Origin of the sequence: Arthrospiribacter ruber, from assembly GCF_019343195.1 — a bacterium.
GTDB classification, from domain to species: domain Bacteria; phylum Bacteroidota; class Bacteroidia; order Cytophagales; family Cyclobacteriaceae; genus Arthrospiribacter; species Arthrospiribacter ruber.
In genome coordinates this window covers 93290-115322 of sequence record NZ_RPHB01000007.1, presented here as the reverse complement: position 1 = coordinate 115322, position 22033 = coordinate 93290, and the positions used below count along the sequence as shown (strand labels likewise).

18 protein-coding genes, 1 tRNA gene and 1 pseudogene are annotated in these 22033 nt (G+C 40.5%); 7 read left to right on the top strand and 13 right to left on the bottom strand.

Annotated elements, in window-relative coordinates:
• Positions 1 to 83: 83 nt before the first annotated feature.
• The 6 genes from EGN73_RS15190 to EGN73_RS15165 all read right to left on the bottom strand — a co-directional run bounded on the left by EGN73_RS15190 (position 84) and on the right by EGN73_RS15165 (position 6900).
• The gene (locus EGN73_RS15190; RefSeq protein ID WP_425515033.1) at positions 84 to 2588 is read right to left on the bottom strand and encodes a M14 family zinc carboxypeptidase; all 2505 of its coding nucleotides are present in this window, start codon (positions 2586 to 2588) and stop codon (positions 84 to 86) included.
• Between the two features lie 183 nt (positions 2589 to 2771).
• Positions 2772 to 2981, bottom strand: coding sequence for a hypothetical protein (locus tag EGN73_RS15185; RefSeq protein ID WP_219291643.1), 210 nt, complete (start codon positions 2979 to 2981; stop codon positions 2772 to 2774).
• A gap of 148 nt (positions 2982 to 3129) precedes the next feature.
• Complete coding sequence (locus tag EGN73_RS15180) at positions 3130 to 4134, bottom strand: AI-2E family transporter (protein WP_219291640.1); 1005 nt, start codon at positions 4132 to 4134, stop codon at positions 3130 to 3132.
• 386 nt (positions 4135 to 4520) lie between these two features.
• A tRNA-Val gene (locus tag EGN73_RS15175) sits at positions 4521 to 4595 on the bottom strand.
• Between the two features lie 124 nt (positions 4596 to 4719).
• Positions 4720 to 5916: a chromate efflux transporter gene (gene chrA, locus EGN73_RS15170; protein ID WP_219291638.1), complete on the bottom strand. Its 1197-nt coding sequence runs from the start codon at positions 5914 to 5916 to the stop codon at positions 4720 to 4722.
• A gap of 3 nt (positions 5917 to 5919) precedes the next feature.
• Complete coding sequence (locus EGN73_RS15165; RefSeq protein WP_219291636.1) at positions 5920 to 6900, bottom strand: isopenicillin N synthase family dioxygenase; 981 nt, start codon at positions 6898 to 6900, stop codon at positions 5920 to 5922.
• Between the two features lie 78 nt (positions 6901 to 6978).
• Between EGN73_RS15165 and EGN73_RS15160 the strand changes: the two genes are divergently transcribed.
• Positions 6979 to 7749, top strand: coding sequence for a hypothetical protein (locus EGN73_RS15160; RefSeq protein ID WP_219291634.1), 771 nt, complete (start codon positions 6979 to 6981; stop codon positions 7747 to 7749).
• Positions 7750 to 7818: 69 nt separating this feature from the next.
• Here the strand turns inward: EGN73_RS15160 and EGN73_RS15155 are convergent, their stop codons facing one another.
• From EGN73_RS15155 to EGN73_RS15140, 4 genes are all read right to left on the bottom strand, one after another.
• On the bottom strand, positions 7819 to 9159 hold the full coding sequence (locus tag EGN73_RS15155) for a hypothetical protein (RefSeq protein ID WP_219291631.1): 1341 nt from the start codon (positions 9157 to 9159) through the stop codon (positions 7819 to 7821).
• A gap of 327 nt (positions 9160 to 9486) precedes the next feature.
• Positions 9487 to 10479 carry a transposase gene (locus EGN73_RS22545; RefSeq protein WP_246611604.1) on the bottom strand — a complete coding sequence of 331 codons (993 nt, stop codon included), beginning with the start codon at positions 10477 to 10479 and terminating at the stop codon, positions 9487 to 9489.
• Positions 10480 to 10737: 258 nt separating this feature from the next.
• Positions 10738 to 11565 (bottom strand): AraC family transcriptional regulator, encoded by an 828-nt coding sequence (locus EGN73_RS15145; protein ID WP_219291628.1) that lies wholly within the window; start codon positions 11563 to 11565, stop codon positions 10738 to 10740.
• 485 nt (positions 11566 to 12050) lie between these two features.
• Positions 12051 to 13604, bottom strand: a complete 1554-nt coding sequence (locus EGN73_RS15140; RefSeq protein ID WP_219291626.1) for a SulP family inorganic anion transporter — start codon at positions 13602 to 13604, stop codon at positions 12051 to 12053.
• Between the two features lie 538 nt (positions 13605 to 14142).
• Here EGN73_RS15140 and EGN73_RS15135 point away from each other — a divergent pair.
• The 5 genes and pseudogenes from EGN73_RS15135 to EGN73_RS15115 all read left to right on the top strand — a co-directional run.
• Positions 14143 to 14793 carry a plasmid pRiA4b ORF-3 family protein gene (locus EGN73_RS15135; protein ID WP_219291624.1) on the top strand — a complete coding sequence of 217 codons (651 nt, stop codon included), beginning with the start codon at positions 14143 to 14145 and terminating at the stop codon, positions 14791 to 14793.
• 51 nt (positions 14794 to 14844) lie between these two features.
• Entirely contained in the window at positions 14845 to 15036 is a 192-nt protein-coding gene (locus EGN73_RS15130) for a hypothetical protein (protein ID WP_219291622.1), read from the top strand.
• A gap of 143 nt (positions 15037 to 15179) precedes the next feature.
• Positions 15180 to 15659, top strand: a complete 480-nt coding sequence (locus EGN73_RS15125; RefSeq protein ID WP_219291617.1) for a hypothetical protein — start codon at positions 15180 to 15182, stop codon at positions 15657 to 15659.
• Positions 15637 to 15990 (top strand): hypothetical protein, encoded by a 354-nt coding sequence (locus EGN73_RS15120; protein WP_219291614.1) that lies wholly within the window; start codon positions 15637 to 15639, stop codon positions 15988 to 15990. The genes EGN73_RS15125 and EGN73_RS15120 overlap by 23 nt, the downstream gene beginning before the upstream one ends.
• 222 nt (positions 15991 to 16212) lie before the next feature.
• Positions 16213 to 16548, top strand: a pseudogene (locus EGN73_RS15115) (potassium channel family protein); the annotation flags it as partial.
• Here the strand turns inward: EGN73_RS15115 and EGN73_RS15110 are convergent.
• The 3 genes from EGN73_RS15110 to ileS all read right to left on the bottom strand — a co-directional run bounded on the left by EGN73_RS15110 (position 16545) and on the right by ileS (position 21356).
• Positions 16545 to 17141 (bottom strand): hypothetical protein, encoded by a 597-nt coding sequence (locus EGN73_RS15110; RefSeq protein WP_219291608.1) that lies wholly within the window; start codon positions 17139 to 17141, stop codon positions 16545 to 16547. The pseudogene EGN73_RS15115 and the gene EGN73_RS15110 sit on opposite strands and share 4 nt — an antisense overlap.
• 93 nt (positions 17142 to 17234) lie before the next feature.
• Complete coding sequence (locus EGN73_RS15105; protein ID WP_219291605.1) at positions 17235 to 17903, bottom strand: lipoprotein signal peptidase; 669 nt, start codon at positions 17901 to 17903, stop codon at positions 17235 to 17237.
• 72 nt (positions 17904 to 17975) lie between these two features.
• A complete protein-coding gene (gene ileS / locus EGN73_RS15100) occupies positions 17976 to 21356 on the bottom strand; it encodes an isoleucine--tRNA ligase (RefSeq protein WP_219291602.1) in 3381 nt (1126 codons plus the stop codon).
• Between the two features lie 222 nt (positions 21357 to 21578).
• Here ileS and EGN73_RS15095 point away from each other — a divergent pair, with 222 nt between their 5' ends.
• Positions 21579 to 22031, top strand: a complete 453-nt coding sequence (locus tag EGN73_RS15095; RefSeq protein WP_219291600.1) for a DUF1569 domain-containing protein — start codon at positions 21579 to 21581, stop codon at positions 22029 to 22031.
• Positions 22032 to 22033 lie beyond the last annotated feature (2 nt).

The following is a 22033-nucleotide window of genomic DNA, read 5'->3' as shown; positions in this document are numbered from 1 at the left end:
ATCGGCGGATAAAAATAGAAAAGCCCGGTGAACTCAGGTTCATCGGGCTTCTTTGCTCTTTAGAAACTATATTACTTTTTAGATCATTGGCCTACCAAAAATACTGCATTGGCAACGAGAAGTTTTCCACTTTCCCAGAATGCCCTGAACATTGGGTTATCCACCATGTAAATTACCTGTCCACGTCCTTGGTTTTCTATACCATACACCATGGTGTCGGCCATTTTAGGCTTGATATTTTTACCAATATAGCCAAATCTATATGCATCTGTAGAAGGTATGGTTCCTACATTGACCCCATTATTGAGGTAGGCATATCTTGATCCGTTGTTTTTGAGGGTGTAGAATTTCCCTCCCAATCCAAAGCCAAGAGGATGGGTGCCGTCTATTTTTACTTCATAAATGGCTCCTGCTGCGGTGTTGGAAATGTAAAGACGCTCTCTTTCCTGATAAGGCTCTAACCTTTCTGAACTTTGAATCTCTTGGCTAACTTTTTCGGCTGCTTTTTTCTCTTCCTCAGTATCATACCTGCGTAGATCAAAACCTTCCTGATCTGCAAATGCATTCAGGGCGTTTTCAAAGGCAATCAACTTACCTCCGGCTTTGATCCAGTCCATTACTTTGCTTTTGGCAGATCCGTTCAAAGAAGAACCCCAGCTGGATGGCAACAGCATGACATCATACTGGCTCAGGTCAAACCTGCCCAAGTATTCGGCTTCCAATATAGACACCGGGTAGTCCAGCTCTTGCTCAAAAAAGTACCAGATTTCCCCAAAATTAAGGGATGAAACACCTGAGCCACCGATCAATGCTACTTTTGGTGCTTTGATAGGCCTTACATCAGGGGACCCAAAATCTTTTCCGGCATCCACATAAGCTGAATTGGAGGCAGTGAGCTTGATTTCAAATCTGTTGGCAAGATCGGCTACCTTCTGGTCAAAGTCTGCCACATACTGGTTGCCATTTCTGTGTATGATCAATGTACCTGCTTCAAATTTGTTACCTCCTATTTCGAATGGAAACTCGGCAAATCTCGGTCTTATGCCTTCATTGAGCAGTGCAGCCAAAAACTTGGCATGTACTGTTGCATTCCAAGGTGCGATGTAAGCCAGTGCTTTACCAGGTGCTTTGTTTTCTTCAAAAACCGCAGCTTCAAAAGGCTTAGCTGCGTCCAGTCTACTCTCCATAGCATAAGCTTTTACACCGTAGGCATAGGGAAGTGCCCAGCTTGTAATGTCATAAGTCAAGCTATCCTGTAGCTTGGCTTCCGGCTCAAAAAGAATTTCAGTCAATACAGCTTTGGGTTGGTAGGCATTGACAATGATGTCCTTGTCAGAAGTGCTGAAGTTGGCAGACTTTCCTGTTTCGTAGTCCATACCTCTTAGCCCGCTTCTGTTTCCGGCCATACCATATTGGATTTTATTCTTGTCAAGCAAGCTGAGCAATGCTTTTACCCGTTCAGGATGTTGGTCTCCTTTGATGACAAAGCTTTTGTATTTTGCAGTGGGGTTGGAGCTGTTATTTTTGAAGTATTTTGCAAATTCATCTGCGAGTTTTTCCGCATTTTGGGAAGTGACTTCGATGGCAGAAATACCTGCTACATGCTGATGCTCGATTCTTTCTCTGAGTGTCACAGTATCACCCATGGCGTCCAACATACCGAGCCCTGCTCTTCCTGAACCGCCTTTTTCTATGGTCATTCCTATGGCACCATTGTAAGTTGGCCAAGTGTCTCCATAAGCAGGGTAAAGTAGGTCAAACCTTTCTTTGGTGAAGTAAAACCAACCCTGTTCGTCGAATTTTTCCGCGGTATTTCTACCGTAAATTTCCTGAAATTCATACTGGAAAGGAGAAATCAATTCGTGTAGAGGCTTGGCTGCAGGAGCAAAATAAAAGGGCTCGTTGATCCCCTGCTCATGATAGTCCACAAACAAATGGGGCATCCATTGGTGGTACAGGTCGATCCTTTGCTCAGATTCCTTTTGGGTCTGCCAGGCCCAGTCCCTATTGAGGTCAAGCATGTAATGGTTAGGTCTTCCCCCGGGCCAAGGTTCGATGTGTTCAGCTGATTGCGGATCAGGCTGTAGCCTGTTGTTTTGCTTTTGGTTGTACCATATGGTGTAGCGGTCCTTTCCATCAGGATTGGCGCATGGGTCTATGATCAGCACCTGGTTTTTCAACCACTCCTTTGCTTGGGCATTGGAAGGGTCTGCCATTTCCCAAAATGTCATAATTGCTGCTTCAGTAGCTACAGCCTCATTTCCATGCACATTGTATTGCATCCAGTTGATGGCGACCTTGGAAGTAGGATTGCCTTGCTCCATCCCGGTTCGTCTGAGATTGTCCATGCGTATATTTTCCAGGTTTTGCATGTTCTCCTCAGAAGAAATGATGGCCACGAAAAGAGGTCTGTGTTCATAGGTCTCACCATAGTGCTCCAACTTTACATTGGGAAGGCTTGCTGCAAGATGCTCAAAATATGCCACCACTTTGTGATGGGGTGTAAACCGATCGCCCAGCTTATAGCCAAGGAATTCTTCCGGGCTTTTTTGCGCAATAGCCGTACTTGCGCATAGTACAGCTATCATGAAGAGGTAAATTTTTCTCATATACGTTCTTTAATAATCTTCCAAGATAGAAGTAAATGAAGAAGGTGGCAAGAGAATATCAGCAGAAGGTAAAGGGAAGGGACAAAATTGGCTTGCGTGTAAAAAAAATGCCCAGCAAAGTGCCGGGCAAAATTTGTTAATGTCTAAAGAAAAAGCCTAAATCTACTCTTCTTTTTTTCCTTTAAACTTGTACCAGAGGGCTATCCCTACAATCGCCACCAGCCCGCTAGCTGCCAGGGCAAGATTTACATCTCTATGCGTTTTTTTTGCTTTTTGAAGATACTTCGACCCAATTCCGTTTTTAGCGATAAAATTTTCGATCTTGTCGAGTCTCGCATCTATTTCTTCTTTAGCTTTTCTAGTTAAATCCATGATGATTTTCTGTTTAAAAGTTCTACAATGCTATACTATTGAACTGATATCGATCGTCAGGGTTACGTTATAGCCTGATTAATGATACCAATGATGGTTAACTCGTCCCAAAATCCCTGCCATTCTATGCCTGGTTTTCATAGGATTGCTATTGAGCCCCTTCTTCCAAAGCCCCTTTGATGTAATATTCCTGCACCACATTGATCACTACGACCAGCAATGGAGTGGCCAGCAAAACACCCCAGCCTCCGGTAAAAACTCCCATAATCAACTGGAACAGCAAAACCAAAGCAGGTGGTAGAGAGAGTAATTTTTGCCTGATAAAGGGGCCAAAAATCCCCGTTTCCACTGCTTGCACTACCAAATACAGGGCCACTACTATCAATGCTGTCTGCAAACCACTCAATAGTCCTACCAAAAATGCCGGTATAATAGCCAGAGCAGGACCGATGTTTGGAATAAAAGTCAGAAAGCCCGCTATGATGGCCAAAATTAACCATAGGTCTATTCCCAAGATCAATAGTCCAATGGCCGTAAGGATAAAGACAAAGATCATTTCCAAGACAATGGCCCTCAGCCAAATCTTAAGGTTTTCACCCGTCTCATTCAAAAATTCAACCGTGTGCTTTCTTTCAGATTTGGGAGTCAAAGCTGCAAAACCTTTCACATACATTGCTGGATTGACCAAAATGAATATTCCAAAAAATAAGAGGGCATATATATCACCCAAAAACCCGAAGGTGGATTTGAACAGCATTTCTGCATTGTCAAAAAGGTCAAAATCTGAGGACTCCATGTCATCCAGTTTTTTCACTAACCTTTCTCCTATAGCCGTATCCTCAATCTGTGATTTGAAGGTTTCCACCATCTCAGGCAGCTTTTCTTCCAGTTCATCATATTGCTGGGCTACCTGATTGCCTATCAGAAAAGATATTCCGGAATAGAACAAAATGATAAAAATTATTGATAAACTTAAGGAAATGGCTCTGTTCCAACCGGTCCATTGATTGATTTTACCTGCTATGGATTCAAAAAATAAGGAGAAAAGAATACCACCAAACCCGAGTAATAAAATAGTGAATGAGGCGGTAAGAATATAAAGTACTGAAACAAAAAGGGCCACAACAAAAGTAATGGCGAGGGTTTTTTGCATGAGGGTTTTGATGTCGGTCATGAATTGTTTTTCAAAAGGTTTTAAAAATGCCGCCGTATGTGCTTTGTAAAGCAAAAGACGGATTTGACGTATTATACTGGTCAACCAATAAGGATATTTATAATGCCCAATTTTGGGCTCCCAAATATCTTAAATTGAGAAAGATTACTCGCCTCTTGGCAACAGTTTACTCACATTTGTGCAATAATCATACTGGAAGCATAATTTTATGCCATGGAGTGGTTTAAGTTAAGCAGCTCTGAATAGAATTTCGAGGATTCAAACTTTAAGGTTTTTTAGTATATTTTGTATGACCTGTACCTATCGCTTTCTCTTATATCAAATCCAATGGAGGGATGGACTTATGAGAGGGGAAACTAAAAAAGTGGAACTTGAGGGATTCGAACCCACGACCTCTGCCCTGTCAAGGCAGCGCTCTAAACCAACTGAGCTAAAGTTCCAATAGAAATACTGCAACGCTTCGAAAACGTCCCTTTCAGGCTGCTAAAATGACAAATGCTTTCGGATTTTAAAAGGACTTTTTTTTGATAAAATGATTTTTGTATATTCTCAGTGGGAATACTTTCAAAATACCCAATTATACCCAATTCCGGCAAGAACCCCGATAATGATAATGACAGGTGAACTCAGTTTGCTGAATTGAAGTAACAAATAAGTGCCAAAAATGGCCATGACATTGAAAAGGTTATTGTCCAAAGGTTCAAAAAGCAGGTAAGCAGCCGCAATCAGCATCCCGCAACTCACTGCATTGATTCCTTCCAAGGCAGCCCGAACAGGTCTATATTTTTTGAGCTGATCCCAAAATCTGATCACAAAGAATATCAAAAATGTACCGGGAAGGAATATTCCTGCCGCGGCAATAAATCCGCCTGTAAGTAAACCTGGGATCCCGTATTCTCTCATGGATAATGCACCCACATAAGAACTGATGCTGAATGTGGGACCTGGGATACCTTGGGAGATACCATAGCCTGTCAGGAATTCCTGTGAACTGAGGAATTTTTTGAACTCTACAAATTCTGTGTATAAGTATGGTACCAACACCTGCCCACCGCCAAAAATCAAGGATCCGTTTCGGTAGAAGTTCTCGAAAAGTAAGACAGATTGGTTTTTGGTCAGGGCTCCCAAAAGGGCTGCAAATACCAAGACTCCCGCCCAAAGAAAGAAGTTGGACCAGGATATCACAAGTTTTTTATCGCCCTCTTCCACAGGTTGGGAACGGAATTTCAAGGAGGTCGTTACACCCCCTACTACCAACAGCAAGGGGAAAACGTAGGGGGAATTGTAAAAAAAGGAGATAAAGGCAGAAAACATCATCAGCATGGTGGCTTCCGGAGTCCTCACCATTTTGAAAATAGTCTTCTGTGCGGCATAAATGATAAAACCTATCGCCATGGGCTGGATAAACTTTGCGAAATTAAGTGCTCCGGGAGTGTTTTCCTGTAAAAAATCTATCAAAAATGCCGCAGATATCATCAATAGAGTCGCAGGCAAAATCCATACAAAAAGTGAAAGATAGGCAAGGTTGGGGCCTCCGATTCTGTATCCTATAGCAGAAATGGTCTGCGTAGAGGTCGGCCCGGGCAATACCTGACAAAGGGCATTAAGTTCCCAGAGTTCTTCTTCGGAGATGTAGGCCCGCTTTCTCACCATGATATCCAATACCATGGCGAGAAAAGCCTGTGGGCCTCCAAATGCAGTTACTGAAAGAAGCAGTACGTCTTTGAGATAGATATAATATCGTACGCTTTTTACCGACACGGCTTACTTTTTCAACCCAAGTTCGCGAAGCCTTTCTTCCAGAAATTCCCCGGCGGTAGCATCTTCAAATTGCTTAGGATTGTCAGCATCTACGCAGCTCTCGAGGCAAGTAAGGTCCATTTCGGATCTAGGATGCATAAAAAACGGAATTGAATACCTGCTGGTATTCATCAATTCACGGGGAGGATTGACTACCCGGTGAATGGTTGACTTCAGTTTTTTATTGGTCAACCTTTCAAGCATGTCCCCAACATTGACAACCAGTTGATCAGGAAGTGCGGTAATAGGAATCCATTTTCCATCTCTTCTCAATACTTGAAGACCATCCGCAGAAGCGCCCATCAGCAAAGTGATCAGGTTGATATCTCCATGTTCTGCTGCGCGTACTGCATCGGCAGGTACTTCATCAGGGTTTTCAATTGGGAAATAATGGATTTGTCTCAAAATGGAGTTCCCATGTGCTACTTTATCTTCAAAATAGTCCTCCTCCAGTTCCAGGTGCAAAGCAATGGCCTTGAGCATGTTTTTGCCCGCATTTTCCAAAGTCCTGTAAATATCGAGGGCGATTTCTTTAAATTCCGGTATTTCCTCAGGCCACACATTGGCCGGGTACTCAGATTTGATCGGATCATTGTCCGGAATATTTGAAAGTTCCTGACCTACATGGTAAAATTCTTTTAGGTCTCCGGTATTTCTACCTTTTGCGTGTTCTTTTCCTTTACCTGTGTAGCCTCTCTGAAAGCCGATCTCGGGCTTTTCATACTTGGTCTTGATGTCATCTTCGAGACCAAAGAATTTTTTGATCACGGCATATAGCCTGTCCTGCAAATCCTTACTAAGGCCGTGGTTTTTGATAGCTACAAAGCCAATGTTTTGATAAGCATCTCCCAGCTTTTTGACAAAAGCTGCTTTTTTGGCTGCGTCTCCTGAGGTGAAGTCCGCCAAATCCAGTGAAGGGACCTCATCGTATAAAATCTCTGTCATACTTTGGTTTATTTTACCCCGAAAGGTACGCCATTTTCGCCTAAAATTAAATAATTTAGCCCCCTAGCCTTAGAATCCATGAAAAAACAAACCCTTCTCGGTCTGATAGCTGCCTGCATGTTGGCATTCTCCTGTGAATCACCTCGTGAGAAAAAGGAAGAAATGGTGATCCTAAACGAACCTTCAGAAGATAGTCTTGCTATCGAAAAACCGGAAATCAGTTTTTATTTCTATGAAGAAAAAAACGACTACCCTGATGCCGTGATAGAAATGTATTCTCCTCTGGGTAATCAAAAATTCAGGCCTGGTCGGGTTCCATTTGAATTCAATATCAAAAACTACCCCTTTGAGTCAGGTATGGGAGGCTTTCAGTTGAAGATGATTCTGAACTCAGGAGATCCGGTGGGTTATAATTCTCCGATTTTTCAGCGGGAGCTCAATGAAGGCACCTACAGGGTAGTGGCATACTTGGTAGATGAGGAAGGCTTGGCATTAAAAGAGTTTGGGAATTCCGTGGACAGGGATTTCATGGTAGGGGAAACACGCGCATTTCCATATCAGGCAGAACCTTACCTGGCTTTGAATGTACCGCACAACAATGATAAATTTAAAGAAGGAGAGGAGTTGACGATTGACTTTTTATTGATGGGTGGAGACATTGATCTTGATAGGCTGAAAATACAGATCAGTCTTAATGAATACCAATATGAAATACAGGAAGTGACTCCTGTGAGGGTAGCCAATTTGCCGAAAGGGGAATATCTCCTGACTTTAAATCTGCTGAGAAGGGATGGCAAAGAGTTAGATGGTCCTTTTTCGAGTGTGAAAAAGACCGTTTTTGTTGAGTGAAATCGTTTGTTGGCTGTGGAGTCAAAATTCCTTGATTTTTTAGTAGCCTCCAAATAGCCATAAATACCCCTATAAGCTCATTAGGACAATTTCATCCCCATAAATTGTCAACCAGCTATTGCTTGACAATTGGATAATTCCACTTATCGCCGGTGAGAACTTGGGTTCTGAGGCAACTAGTCTCATCGTACCATCAGTAAGGTTTAATTCATAAAAACCACTTATTCGGTGCTCAAATTGATTATGGCTGTGTTGGAGGTAAATCAGCAAATTATTGTTTGAAAGTTGGGTTTCAGAAGGAAGGATATGGTTAACCTCACCTAATTTCTTTGGTTCAGACTCATATACAAGCAGGCCATTGGATTTTTGAACCCCAAAGCTTCTAAGTCCTTCCTCATTATCCCCTTCAACTAACTCTCCTTTGTTGAAAAAGACCAAATCTTCATCGGCTAAGTATTGTAACAGTGAAGTGCCTACAAAAGGAGTCAGTTCCTCACTCAAAGTGGCTGATTCAGGCTCTAGAACGGAATTTCCAAAGACCATTTGACCTAGAATATAGGGTCTCAACCTGTTCCCAAAACTAAAATCTTCTATAATAGACTTTTGTTCTGTTTCCAGATTAACTATAGTTAAAGTTCTCAAATCGTCTTCGATGGGGTTGGAGTACACTACGTGATTTTTAATCACTGCAGATAGGTCACCTCCATTTTGTCTTGTGTATCCAAATGAAGTTGAACTTTGCGTGCTTACATCAAATCTGAATATTTCGGATGTAGGATAGCCACTTTCTATATAGAGCAGGTTTTCCTCATCAATTGCCCGAAATATACTTGAATTAATACCTCCTATTGCTTTAGTTTCCCCAGTATTGAGGTCTATCCTTACAAGATTTTGGGAGTTTGATTTATAGTTGTTTAAAAACAAATAGTTTCTATCAGGCGTAAAGTCAAAATTCTGGATAATGTCAAACTTAGCAATAGATTCAGATTTTAATTGATTTTCAAAAGTATGACTGTAGTCTGGAATTTGGTACCGGTGTATTTTATTTCCTTCAACAGCTAGGTCTAACCATAGTTGATAATTTTCTTCTGGATCAAAGGAATATTCTATCGTAGCAAATTCATCTCTTGCTCGGGGAGGCCAATCTACCAAAGCACATGTTGCAAGGGTATCACCTGCCTGATTGAGTAAATACATCCGGCTTTGGTCCTGATTATTTTCAGGTAACTGGGGGAATAGAAAATTGACAACAGTGGATGACTGGGGATTGGTTGAAAAATAAAGTGGATCAGTCTGAACGACAATTTCAGGATCGTCTGTTTCTTCTATTGAAGGACTTTCCTCGACCTGGCATGCAACGATACAAACAAGTATCCCTAAAATGAATGATTTTGTAAATTTACTTTTCACTTTCCTAATGGTTTGAATTGAAACTACAAATTTCAAGAAATTAACCTTGGGAAGGTACAGAAAAATAATTCTTTAAACTAATTAAATCTTTTTAAACTTGATAATTGTTTTTTTATGGGGAAAATTAATGAGTAAACAAATTGTCCTTCGCACCAGATTGGAATCAAGAAGAAAAATATGCAAAACTACCAGTCAGGCCGGCAGGTATCGGCCTGGTATTGACTGAATATCTTCCCAAAATAGAATTTATTTAAAATATGGCTTTGAGGCGGATACACATATTCTTTAATTACCACTTCAAATATTGGGTTCTGTTTGGGCTAAAAGCTAAATTTTTGATTTTCTTTCGAAGTACAATACTGCACCAAAGCTTGCTCCTAGAGCTTTAAGGGAATTTTTTTCACCGTTTTCTTTTGTTTTGGCCCAACCATATCCAACTTTTGTCTCAAATGCCACCTTTTGATTTACAAAATTTGCCATTCCAAATTGAAGCTCTGTTATAGAAGATCCATTTACAGACTTTCTGGTGCCATTATAATATCCCGATCCTCTATAATTTGACCAATTCCGACCCAAACCTGTTAAAAACTGAGGAAAAACGTAGCTCGTAGGACTTATAGGTATAGCATATCGAACCATTGGACCAAGATGTCCCATTATGTTTATGTTGCTGTGCACTTGACTACGGACACCTGAGTCTTTACTAGTTGCGTTTGATCCTGATATATTTATATTGTTAAAATACCCTAGACCGAGACCATCATTGACCATGAATATATGAAAGACAGAAAAATCAATATTATATATCCTGGTATCGTAGGTGTAACTGTCCTTAGGGAAGCTTTTGACAAAAACTGATTGGACACCTAGTAATTGATCGCCTTTTTTAACTTGTGCAAAAGATGAAAATCTCCAATCAAAAGGGCTTTTGGTCAACTGGTGCTTTACAGGGTTTTGATGGATATAAATGATTATTCGAGTAAGGTATTCTTCGGACTTGATTTTTTTTCGCTTGAACTTTCTTTGAAAGAGTGATCCGTTTCTTGAAAAGACTTTATTATAGCTCTTGGAGTAAGAATTCTGAAAGTCGGAAAATGCTTTTACAAGTTGTTCATCAGAGATGTCAGAATTGACTTTTACTAAGAAATGGTAGTGGTTTGGGATCAAACAATAACCTAAAGTTACTACTTTATTTCCCAAATAGGTGTTGAATTTCTCCAAGAAATAAAAATAGTTATCATCTGATTTGAATAGTTTTTCATCTCCAATAGCCCTATTGTAGATGTGGTAAATTCCTTCAGGTTCAAAAATATCTGTCATATTGATAAAAGTTTAATGGACAGTAATTTATTCAAATCTTCTCAAAACTAAAAGACCTTCGGGGTTTTTGGAAACCCCAAAGGTCGGGTGATCGCTAACCTTTGAGGTCATTTAGCACCTCGGTTTTTAATTTTTCACGCAGCGAGCGCAAAGATATTCGCAGCGATCGCAACGTGGGTTTTACTTTTATGTTTTTCTTCGCTGCGATCGCTGCGATCGTTGCGTTACCGTTGCGGTCGTTGCGAGAAACTATCTTTTTTACCCAAAATACCTTCCCCTAAACTGATGAGGGGTTTCGCCGGTATGCTTTTTAAAAAACTTGACGAAGTAGGAGGCATCGTTGAATTGGAGCAGATCAGCGATTTGGTTGATGTTTTGGTCGGTATGGAGGATATTCCTTTTGGCTTCCAGAATCAGTTGGGAATTGATGTGATCGGAGGCTGTTTTCCCTGTTTTTTTCTTACAGGCTTGATTTAGGTTTTGGGGAGTTGTCTGTAGTATGGTTGCATAATCAACTACTTTATGGAGGATTGGACTCTGCTGTGAAAGCAAACTCAAAAACCGATCACAAAGTGGATTTTCAATGCTGGTTGTTTTATCAGCAGTGTGTTCCGAAATTTTGGCAAAAAGAACCCTGAGATAACCTTTGATCACATCTTCTGTGTTTTTTGTGTCTGATTTGTAGACCTGAAGGATGTCTTCAAATATATGCCTTACCATAGGATCTTGCCAATTGGAGATCCTGGTCAGCTCTCCCATTTGCTGCATTTGCTGAAGGATTTTGACCTCCTTGACTGCATCGATAAACTCCTCCTTGAACATCATCACATAGCCTTTGGGAATGGCCGTAAACTGCCAGAAGTGTAACTGCCCAGGTTTCAAAAAGTAAAAATCAGGCGTTTGTATTTGAAAATTTTCAGTCTCTATCCAATGAAACCCTTCTCCTTCGGCGATATAAATAAGCTCAAAATATCCCTCATGTTTATGGGGTATGGTCTTTTTGATCAAAGGCTTGAAGCGGGAGATTTTTAATAGCTCTTGGGATTCAAGCTTGCTTTTGGTGGATATGGAGGATGCAGGTATCATGTTGGATCACAAATTGGACAATTTTAAGCGAATTCAAAACCAGCAACTTGAGTAATGGTTAGTGGGCGTGATGAGTCTGTATCTAACAAATTCTAATTTAAAAAATATGCACTTGTAGAAGTACAAAAACACAGTGCTTTTGCACAAGTAAATGTGCATAAATTGGAAAACACCTATTTGAAATTGGAGGGAAAAGCAAGTCTCGTAATCAAATCTCTGATTCAACCCAAGGCTGGATTGTCAAAGATGATATAGAATACCCTATAGGGAAGTCAATTCCTTTGTGGCTGTTTGGGTTTTTGTATTTGGCCAGATTTTCTTAGGGCTTTTTGTGTCTTTAATTTTTATTGTAAATCTGAAATCCAGTTTATCCATTATTTCAAAAAAAATATTGTTCTCCAAAGTCAATTTCCAACAAGGATTGGTGTCGGATTATTAGAGAATAAAACCAAAAATTAAAGCTGCTAGCATTGCTGACAATTAAATTAATTTGTGAGTTTTTCATCCAAAACAATCTTAAAACTTGGATCATCATCTGTATAATTCACATTAATGATTTTTTCTGCTTTGTTTAATAATACACGGCTAGAGCTGTTTAAGTGACGGATATATACCGTTTTGCCTAATTTGTGGTATCGTTCAGTGACTTTATGGATGGCATCAATTCCGGAATGGTCCACAATCCTACTTTCTGCAAAGTCAATGATGATTTCGTCAGGATCGTTGATCGGGTCAAATTTTTGTCCAAAAGTCATTGCTGATGCAAAAAATAAGGGACCAAAGACTTCGTAATGTTTCACTCCGTTTTCATCCACATGCTTTCTGGTTCTGATCATCTTTGCATTTTGCCATGCAAATACTAGGGCCGAAATAATGACACCGATCAATACGGCCAAAGCCAAATTATGCAGAAACACCGTCACTAAAGTAACCGTCACCATCACCAAAACATCGTGGAAAGGTACTTTTCTAAATACTTTCAAAGAAGCCCATTCAAAAGTGCCGATGGCCACCATAAACATAAGTCCTACCAATGCTGCCATTGGAATCATTTCAATATAGCTGGAAAGAAAAAGGATAAAAATCAGCAGACCTACCGATGCCACTATGCCTGAAATCCTGTTTCGGCCGCCTGCATTGACATTAATTAAGGACTGCCCGATCATAGCACAGCCTCCCATACCACCAAAGAAACCGGTAGTCAAGTTGGCCACTCCCTGAGCCACACATTCCTTATTGCCATGTCCTCTGGTTTCGGTGATTTCGTCAATCAAAGTCAATGTCAGCAAACTCTCAATCAATCCTACCCCTGCCATGATGGCGGAATAAGGAAGAATGACCATAAAGGTTTCCCAGTTTAACGGTACCATCGGAATATGAAATTCGGGAAGTCCACCACTAATGGATGCCAGATCACCCACTGTCCTGGTGTCGATTCCTCCCAATATCACTATTGCAGATAGGGTCAAAATAGCAACCAATGCGGAGGGGACAGCTGTAGTCAGTTTTGGGAAAAACTTGATGATTGCCATAGTCAACGCTACTAGTCCTATCATCAGGTATAGCGGACTACCGCTCATCCATTGGCTTGTGCCTTCTGGTGTTGTGAACTTAAACTGCTCAAATTGTGCCATTCCTATCACGATTGCCAATCCATTGACAAAACCAAACATGACGGGATGTGGTACCAAACGGATCAGTTTTCCCAATTTGAGCAGGCCCACAGCAATTTGTATCAAACCCATCAATACTACAGCTGCAAAAAGGTATTCCACTCCATGGGAAACCACCAAAGCTACCACCACCACTGCAATCGCACCTGTTGCGCCAGATATCATTCCAGGCCTACCTCCTAGGATAGAGGTGATCAATCCAATGATAAATGCTGTATAAAGGCCTATTAGAGGACTCACACCCGCGATCAAAGAAAAGGCAACTGCTTCCGGTACCAAGGCCAAAGCAACAGTCAAACCGGACAAAACTTCGTCTTTCAAATTTGCCTGTGTTGGTTTAAATAGGCTGTAAAATAGCTGAGTCATAATTTTAGAATAAGTATTTAAATTAGTCCACTATAGAAGAAGTAGCTTTTTTGGCTGTATTTTGATTATTAAGGGATTCAAAAAAATCGATTCAGATAGAGGGGACAGGTGTGGATAGGGATTTTTTTTACAAGTCGCAAGTTTACCTGTTTAACTCATGAAACAGAATTTTATTCATTCTTTTTTATATTTTCATTTTGAAAAACAGGTTAAAAACCTAAAATTCGATTGTCTTGTAATTTAATTATGAATTTAGAGTGTCAGTTTGCTTTGATAGAATGTTGATTTTATGGCTTTAGGGTAAAGGAAGAAAAGCTCAGCCCGACAAGGTATTCTGAAGATCCTTTTTGATATTTATGGAATATTGAAATAAATATGTGATTATACGCTTGTTTGCCAGTAATTTCAAATTAATGCTTGTATTTGATCAATATCTACTAATATCTAAATATCAATTAGTATCGAAGTGAATCAAAAAGTAGTTATTAATTAACCTGCTAGCATCATTTCGCATATGCATAAATAAATGTGTTTAATCATGACAAAAATAATCCCTCTTCACCAAATTCCCCTCAAGCTGAAGATCAACTTGGAAAATATGCCCTTTCCAATCTACAGGAAAGTGCTGGTACCTTCGGACATACAGATGGATGAACTTCACTTGGTGATACAGGTAGCCATGGGTTGGGAAAATGCTCACTTATATCAATTCAGTGATAAGAAGGGAAGGTCGAAAATTATGGTTCAGAGGGAGGTAGAAAAAGATGAATTTTGGGGCGGTCTTCATGGCGATGAATTTAATGCTGATGAAATCTCACTTATGGAATTTTTAGCGTATACAGATGGAAAAACCTTCTGGTACTGGTATGACTTTGGAGATGACTGGTGGCATAAGATTTCTATTCAGAAAGTCACTAAAAAAGACTTGGCTGATACTTTTGGTGACACACCTTTTTGTACTGAGGCAAAAGGACTTTGTCCTCCGGAGGATTGTGGAGGACCTTGGGGCTTTGCGAATCTGGAAGAAGCAATTAATGAACCCAAGCATCCCGAATATAAAGAATACAGAGAGTGGCTGGGAATCAAAGGAAAGAAAAAAATTGATTTCGAAAAAGTAGATTTAGATGAAATCAATGACAATCTGGATGTACTTTGGAATGGCTGGATTGATGAAGAGGGGGATGAGTAGTGTTTTAAAATTCAATTTTCTTGCATAAATTGAAATTCAATTTTGTTTAAAATGGAAAAAAATAAAAAGATAATTTCCAAATACATATTCAAAGAAGACTATAACCCAAAATACGTTAATGGTGCCTTTGGAGGGATTGGGCCACAAGGTGAGTTTATGGTCAATTTTTATTTGGAAAGAGTAGCTTTGCCAAACTCACAGACTTTTGAGATCCAAGAAGGGAAGCGAATACGGGAGATTTAGGAGGAAAGAAAGCCCTCTGATCATGAACAAAGTCTGGTTAGGGTCGTAGAAAATGGTATTATCATGGATTACCAACATGCCAAAGAAAATTCATAGATGGTTGGGAGAGCATCTTAAAACTTTCGAACAAAACTTTTTGAAGAATGAATAATCAAATATTTGAAAATACGAGCACTAGGACACTTAGTCTTGATCTAGGTACAAGTTCCATTGGCTGGGCCTTAGACGATAGCAGACCAGTCACTCCTGAAAATCATTTTACTAAAGATTTGGTAAAGAGATATGAAGACCCTTTGTTAAAAAACCTTCAAACGTTACGGACTTTGAGAAAGCTGCCAGTAGATTGGAATGGTAAAGGGTCTATGCCGTTTTCTGAATCATTGATTCAAAAAGTTTTTATAATTGTACGTGAGCTTACTTATCAGCCTGATATCTTTCCAACAGGGAGAAATAGCATTCAGCTGGAGTATGAAATCGGAAATGAATATCTTGAATTTGAGATTTTTGAAGAAAAGATTGTAGCCCTGATTCAGTATGATGGTAAGGATGAAGAAAGAGAGGTTTTGGAGGAAGAAATTTTTAAACTAATTGAAGATTTTCATGCTTTCACCATACCTGTTTGATGATGAAATTTTATATAGGGCAATCAAACCGTTTCCCAATTGGTGGAAATCGGAGATAAAGCGCCCTTCCTCAGCTGCATTTAAAGATTCAAGAGGTGTGTCAGTTGATCGGGATGCAAGGAGAACAAGCGATGTGGTTGTTAAGGAATTAAGAAATCGGTTTTCTGTAAGAGCGGTAGTTTCCATTTCAGTAGCTGAATGCAGGGAGTTTAATACATATCCAATTGGTAAATCATTACCTAACCAACCTGAACATGCAGAAATTCACAGAAGTGAATCAGAAATTGAGCTAACTAACGGCCAAGCTAGGAATCTTAGTAAAGCTGCCTGATTAGAATTTTTTGGCCCATTGATCTAGTGTCAGACCTGTCAGGTTTTGAAAACCTGACAGGTGTCTTAGTCTTCTACAGTCGTTTGGTCAACCATTTTTGTTATATTGACACTTTACCTATTTCTTTTAACCACGATGCCTATTTTCCCCTCCAAGTCCCGACTTGCCCATATCGTTTTCGAACATGATGACAAGGCTTCCAAATATTTTGATTTGGCGATTCTAATCTTGATTGCAGGTACTTTAATGTTTCTTGTTGAGGGGCCTGAAAATGGCTTTACCAGCATAGGTATGTCCATGTACTGGGCCATCGTGACCTTGACTACTGTGGGATACGGAGACATTTCACCTATTACTCCTTATGGGAAATTTTTGGCTTCTGTCATCATGCTTTTGGGTTATGCCATTATCGCTGTACCAACTGGGATAGTCACTTCGGAACTTACTTTAGCGAATTCCAAGAGTAAAAAGAAGCAGGGAAAAACCTGCCGAAACTGTAAGAGTAAAGGGCTTGACCTGGATGCTGCATTTTGCAAATTTTGTGGGGAAAGCCTTTAATCTTCCAAAGCAAGGAATGTCATCCTTTCCTTACCACTCCCATAAAAGTATAATTTGTTATTCTCCAAATGATAAACTTTGGCTGCTTTTAAACTTTTTAAAAACTTTGCTTCAAACTCGTGAGCAGGTAATGTAGTTGAAGCCGAGCTTGGGCTATATTTTGTTGAAGCCGAATCGATCAAAAATAAGAGCGTCTCATCTGAAAGCTCAATTTGACCTGAGTATTCAAAAGAAAATGTTCTGATATTAAAATCAAACTTAGATTTATCTTCAGTATTTACATGAGGTTCCAAAATGTCAAGGGTGATCTTATAAACATTCTCATAATCTTCTCCAGCTAAAGCAAATTCAGCCCATCTTGCCATGCAGGTAAGTTGATCTAGCTTTTTATCCTGGATATTCTGAAAAGCAACAAATTCCCATTTTCCAAACAAATCAAAATCCCCATCTTTATCAGAAAGATCAAATTGACAGATATCCCTGTTTTTTCTTGGAGAAATATCTTCTGTTATTTCCTCATTGTAGGGAGGTTCATCGATCGCCCCGCAAGCGGATAAAAATAGCAAAATCCCAAAAACAGCAATTGATTTCATAGCCAAGTCCCTATTTGGACTAAAGTTAACAATATTAAAGCGGTTTATCAATCGCCCTAACAAGCATAAAAAAAGGCTACTAGAGCCTTTAAATCATTGGTTACTGGTAGAGGTTTTTTCTTCACCCTCTATAAATTGCTTTTGGATTTCATCTACTTCTTCTTCCTCTATAGTTTTCTTTTCTTCGTTTTCCTTAAAAAATTTATTCTGGAAAATCAGGATAATGGCCACTCCGACAAAGATAGAGGCATCGGCAATATTGAAAATAGGCCAAAGTGCTGTATAACTACCACCGAAGAAAGGCATCCATTCCGGAAGATACCCTTCCCAGATATCAATATAAAACATGTCGATTACCTGACCATGAAACCAAGGGCTAGGGGCGTTATAAGGCGCATTGTTGAGCCAAACACCGTAAAAAATACTGTCAATCAGATTACCTATAGCACCACCCAATATCATAGAAATACAGACAATGTAGGCGGGATGCATCTTCTTTTTGATGATGTAGTACAGGTAATAACCAATACCGAACATTGCCACCAATCTGAATGAAGTCAGAATGAGTTTGCCATATTCAGAACCAAGCTGCATGCCGAATGCCATGCCAGGGTTGGTCGTATAGTGTAGCTTAAACCAGTCTCCGATCACCTTGATCTGACCGGGAGTTCCGAAGTCCATCTGATAATGAACCATTAGCTTGACTGCCTGATCGATCAGAATAACCAAAAGAGCAATCCCAAAATATTTGAAATACTTCATTTATATCAATTCAAAGCCACAGATTTAAGGAATTTTTAGCTAATCCCCAATCTGTGGCTGTATTATTTTACATCAGGCCTTTGTGATCCTTACTGTTAATTCAAATTCATCCATGTCCAAAACCGTTCCATCCTGAACAGAATCTTTAAGCTCCAACGAAAGTGCTTGGGTTTCGGTTTGGATATAGGACGCAAAGTTTTTCATGGCTGCATCGGTCAGATCTGAGTGTTTGGCTACTTCAATTTTGATTTTGTCCTGAACCTCCAAGCCCATGTCTTTCCTTTGGTTTTGGACTCTATTGACCAAATCCCTCGCAATCCCTTCCTGCTTCAGCTCCTCGGTAAGTGTAATGTCCAAAGCGACCGTAAGTCCACCCTCTGTCGCTACTGACCATCCGGGGATGTCTTCTGAGCTGATCAGTACTTCTTCCAATAGAAGTTCTATAGATTCCCCATCCGCCTCTACAGCTATTTTGCCTTCTTTTTCTATTTCGGCTATTTCTGATTGTCCCCAGTTTTTGATGGAGGCAACTACAAATCTCATTTTGGGTCCCAGTTTTTTGCCAAGCACAGGCAAATTTGGCTTGACGCTTTTCACCAAAATGCCAGAAGTATCATCGATGTATTCGACTTCCTTGATATTTACTTCAGACTTTATCAATTCCTCTACATGCTGAATTTGGGACTTGGTCTTCTCCGAAAGTACCGGGATCATGATTCTTTGCAAGGGCTGTCTTACTTTGATGCCGATTTTGGGGTTCTTTCTCAAGGAGTGCACCAAAGAAGATGTTCTCTGTGCCAGATCCATACTTTCTTCCAAATCCTTATTGATCAGATTGCTGTCCGCAGACTGCCAGTCGGTAAGGTGAATGGAATCAAGCGCATCAGCATTGGAAGCTGTCAGGTTTTTATATAACCACTCTGCATAGAATGGAGCAAATGAGGACATCAGCTGGGTAAGACTGAAAAGACATTCGTACAAAGTCTCATAAGCAGCCTGCTTATCCGCATTGATATCTCCTCTCCAAAACCTTTTCCTTGCCAATCTCACGTACCAATTGGACAACTGATCCACGGTAAAGTTCATGATGGCACGTGTGGCTTTGGTGGCATCGTAATTGTCCATAGAGGATTCTACTTCTGCAATAAGTGACTGTAGCTTGGATATGATCCACTGATCAAGTTCAGCCCTTTGGCCTACAGGAATCACATTGGATTTGTCGTATGCAAATTGATCCAAGTTGGCATAAAGTGCAAAGAAATTATAGGTGTTTTGCAATGTACCAAAAAACCTTCTTTGCACGTCGGCTACACCCTCAAGGTTGAATTTCAGGTTGTCCCAAGGGTTGGCATTGCTCAGCATGTACCACCTCAATGCATCAGGACCGTATTCTTTCAAGGTCTTGAATGGATCAATGGCATTGCCCAGTCGTTTGGACATTTTGTTGCCGTTTTTGTCCAGAACAAGCCCATTGGCAATCACATTTTTGAATGCTACTGAATCAAACAGCATTCCTGCTATAGCATGCAAGGTAAAGAACCAGCCACGGGTCTGATCTACTCCTTCTGCGATGTAGTCTGCAGGATAATTGGCTTTAAAAATGTCTTCGTTTTCAAATGGATAGTGCCATTGCGCATAAGGCATAGCTCCTGAATCAAACCATACGTCTATCAGGTCGGACTCTCTTTTCATTTTTTCTCCTTTGGAAGAGACCAAGACCACATCATCCACATAAGGTCGGTGCAAGTCCATTTCCTTGCCTTCCCAAGGTGATTTTTCCATGAAACCATGCGCAATGGATTTTTGGATTTCTTCCTGAAGTTCTGCTACCGAACCAATACATTTCTCTTCTGTACCATCCTCAGTCCTCCAGATAGGAAGTGGGGTTCCCCAGAATCTTGAGCGGCTTAGGTTCCAGTCCACCAGGTTTTCAAGCCAGTTGCCAAAGCGGCCGGTGCCTGTCGCCTCCGGCTTCCAGTTGATGGTCTTGTTCAGTTCTACCAACCTGTCCTTGTAGGCGGTAGTTTTGATAAACCAGCTTTCAAGGGGATAGTAAAGAATAGGCTTGTCCGTTCTCCAGCAGTGTGGATAGCTGTGCTCGTATTTTTCAACCTTGAAAGCCTTATTTTCATTTTTCAGGATAATGGAAATGATGATATCCGTGTTCTTGTAGTCAGCGGCATTTTCATCATCATTGGTATAGTTTTTTACATAGAAGTCATCCGCACCAAAGGTTTTGTGCGCCTGAATGCCATGTTCTTCCATTTTTGAAGCAAGATATTCTCCCACTACGGGCAAAAACTTGCCTTGCCTGTCTACTACTGGGATGTCATTGCCTTGCTCATCCTGTACAAAAACACCGGGAACATTGTTTTGGACAAGTGTCCTAAAGTCATCCGCACCAAATGCTTTGGCAAGGTGGACTATACCGGTACCGTCTTCTGTAGTCACATAGTCTCCTGACACCACTGTAAATGCCGGATGTGGCAATGCTATGCCAGCTATCGGAAAAAGCTGCTCGTATTCCCAGCCCAACATGTCTTTTCCCTTGAATTCTTCGATGATTTCGAAAGGAATCAACTTATCTCCTGGTTTAAAGTCTTCCAGCGAAATATCCTTGGCTTTGGGGTTGAAATAAGAGCCCATTCTGGCTTTTGCCAAAATGGCTATCATCGGATCAAATGTGTAGGGATTAAAGGTCCGGACTTTGACATAGTCCAGATTTTCTCCTATGGCCAAGGCAGAGTTGGACGGAAGTGTCCAGGGAGTGGTTGTCCATGCAAGGATATAAGTATTCTCATGATCTTTCAGCTTAAACTGCGCCGTGATTGAGGTGTCTTTTACATCTCTGTAACAACCAGGCTGATTGAGTTCATGAGAACTCAAGCCCGTGCCGGCAGCAGGAGAGTATGGCTGTATGGTGTATCCTTTGTACAATAGGTCTTTTTCGTAAAGCCTTTTCAAAAGGTGCCAAAGAGATTCTATGTATTTGGCGTCAAAAGTGATGTAAGGATCATCCAAATCCACCCAGTAGCCTATTTTTTCCGTAAGGTCATCCCACTCGTTTTTGAAACGCATGACTGTTTCCCTACATTTTTTATTGTACTCTTCTACTGAGATGGTTTTGCCTATGTCCTCTTTGGTGATGTTAAGCTCTTTTTCAACCTGAAGCTCTACCGGAAGGCCATGGGTATCCCATCCACCTTTTCTTTTGACCTGGAATCCCTTAAGGGTTTTGTACCTACAGAAAATATCCTTGAGCGTACGGGCCATCACATGGTGGATTCCCGGTGTGCCATTGGCAGAGGGAGGGCCTTCAAAAAAGGTGAAGGTTTCGGCTCCTGTTCTGTTATCTACTGATTTGCTGAAAATGTCTTTTTCTTTCCAAAATTGCAGGATATCTTCTCCTATTTGGGGATAATTAACCTGCTTGTACTCCTGATATTTTTTCACAGTATTCCTTGGTGTTTTTTTTACCTGTAGTGATCTGTCTGGATATTTGACTTACCCTAAGGAAGCCATGTCATTCAATTTTCAGAATTTCTGGCCATGCCTAAAAAGTAAGCAGGCGCAAAGTTAAGATATTTTGGAGGAATAGAGGTAGAGAAACAGAAAATTGATACCAAAGCATTACTGCATGCATTTTATTGATTAAGTTTAAGTAAATCAATACCTATGAACAAATCCATATTTGATCAAAATGCTGTAGATGAAGTCATTTCCAGAGTGGAAAAGCTCAGTGCAAGCGATCAGGCCAACTGGGGAAGGATGACTGCTACTGAAATGTTGGCGCATTGTAACCTTGCTCATCAGTCAATTCTCAAAGCCCCAAAAGCCGAAAAGGGGGGAGGTTTTAAAAAATGGTTGACAAAATTGTACTTCATATATTGGATGAAGGAATTTCCAAAAGGAGCAAAAGGCCCCGGGCGATTTGACATGAAAGACAAAGTGGACATAAGTTTGTTTGAAGAAGAAAAATCCAAATACATACATATTATAGGGAAATATGCCAAATTGGATCAAAAGTTGGCTGGTTTTCATCCTCGTTTTGGCCCGCTCAATCATAAGGAATGGGGAATATTTGTCTGGAGGCATGCCGATCATCACCTTAGACAGTTTGGGCTTTAGGG

Coding starts and splice junctions, on each gene's coding strand:
- EGN73_RS15190 (WP_425515033.1), bottom strand. CDS start 2,588: ATGATAGCTGTACTATGCGCAAGTACGGCTATTGCGCAAAAAAGCCCG.
- EGN73_RS15185 (WP_219291643.1), bottom strand. CDS start 2,981: ATGGATTTAACTAGAAAAGCTAAAGAAGAAATAGATGCGAGACTCGAC.
- EGN73_RS15180 (WP_219291640.1), bottom strand. CDS start 4,134: ATGCAAAAAACCCTCGCCATTACTTTTGTTGTGGCCCTTTTTGTTTCA.
- EGN73_RS15165 (WP_219291636.1), bottom strand. CDS start 6,900: ATGACAGAGATTTTATACGATGAGGTCCCTTCACTGGATTTGGCGGAC.
- EGN73_RS15160 (WP_219291634.1), top strand. CDS start 6,979: ATGAAAAAACAAACCCTTCTCGGTCTGATAGCTGCCTGCATGTTGGCA.
- EGN73_RS22545 (WP_246611604.1), bottom strand. CDS start 10,479: ATGACAGATATTTTTGAACCTGAAGGAATTTACCACATCTACAATAGG.
- EGN73_RS15145 (WP_219291628.1), bottom strand. CDS start 11,565: ATGATACCTGCATCCTCCATATCCACCAAAAGCAAGCTTGAATCCCAA.
- EGN73_RS15140 (WP_219291626.1), bottom strand. CDS start 13,604: ATGACTCAGCTATTTTACAGCCTATTTAAACCAACACAGGCAAATTTG.
- EGN73_RS15135 (WP_219291624.1), top strand. CDS start 14,143: ATGACAAAAATAATCCCTCTTCACCAAATTCCCCTCAAGCTGAAGATC.
- EGN73_RS15130 (WP_219291622.1), top strand. CDS start 14,845: ATGGAAAAAAATAAAAAGATAATTTCCAAATACATATTCAAAGAAGAC.
- EGN73_RS15125 (WP_219291617.1), top strand. CDS start 15,180: ATGAATAATCAAATATTTGAAAATACGAGCACTAGGACACTTAGTCTT.
- EGN73_RS15120 (WP_219291614.1), top strand. CDS start 15,637: ATGCTTTCACCATACCTGTTTGATGATGAAATTTTATATAGGGCAATC.
- EGN73_RS15110 (WP_219291608.1), bottom strand. CDS start 17,141: ATGAAATCAATTGCTGTTTTTGGGATTTTGCTATTTTTATCCGCTTGC.
- EGN73_RS15105 (WP_219291605.1), bottom strand. CDS start 17,903: ATGAAGTATTTCAAATATTTTGGGATTGCTCTTTTGGTTATTCTGATC.
- EGN73_RS15095 (WP_219291600.1), top strand. CDS start 21,579: ATGAACAAATCCATATTTGATCAAAATGCTGTAGATGAAGTCATTTCC.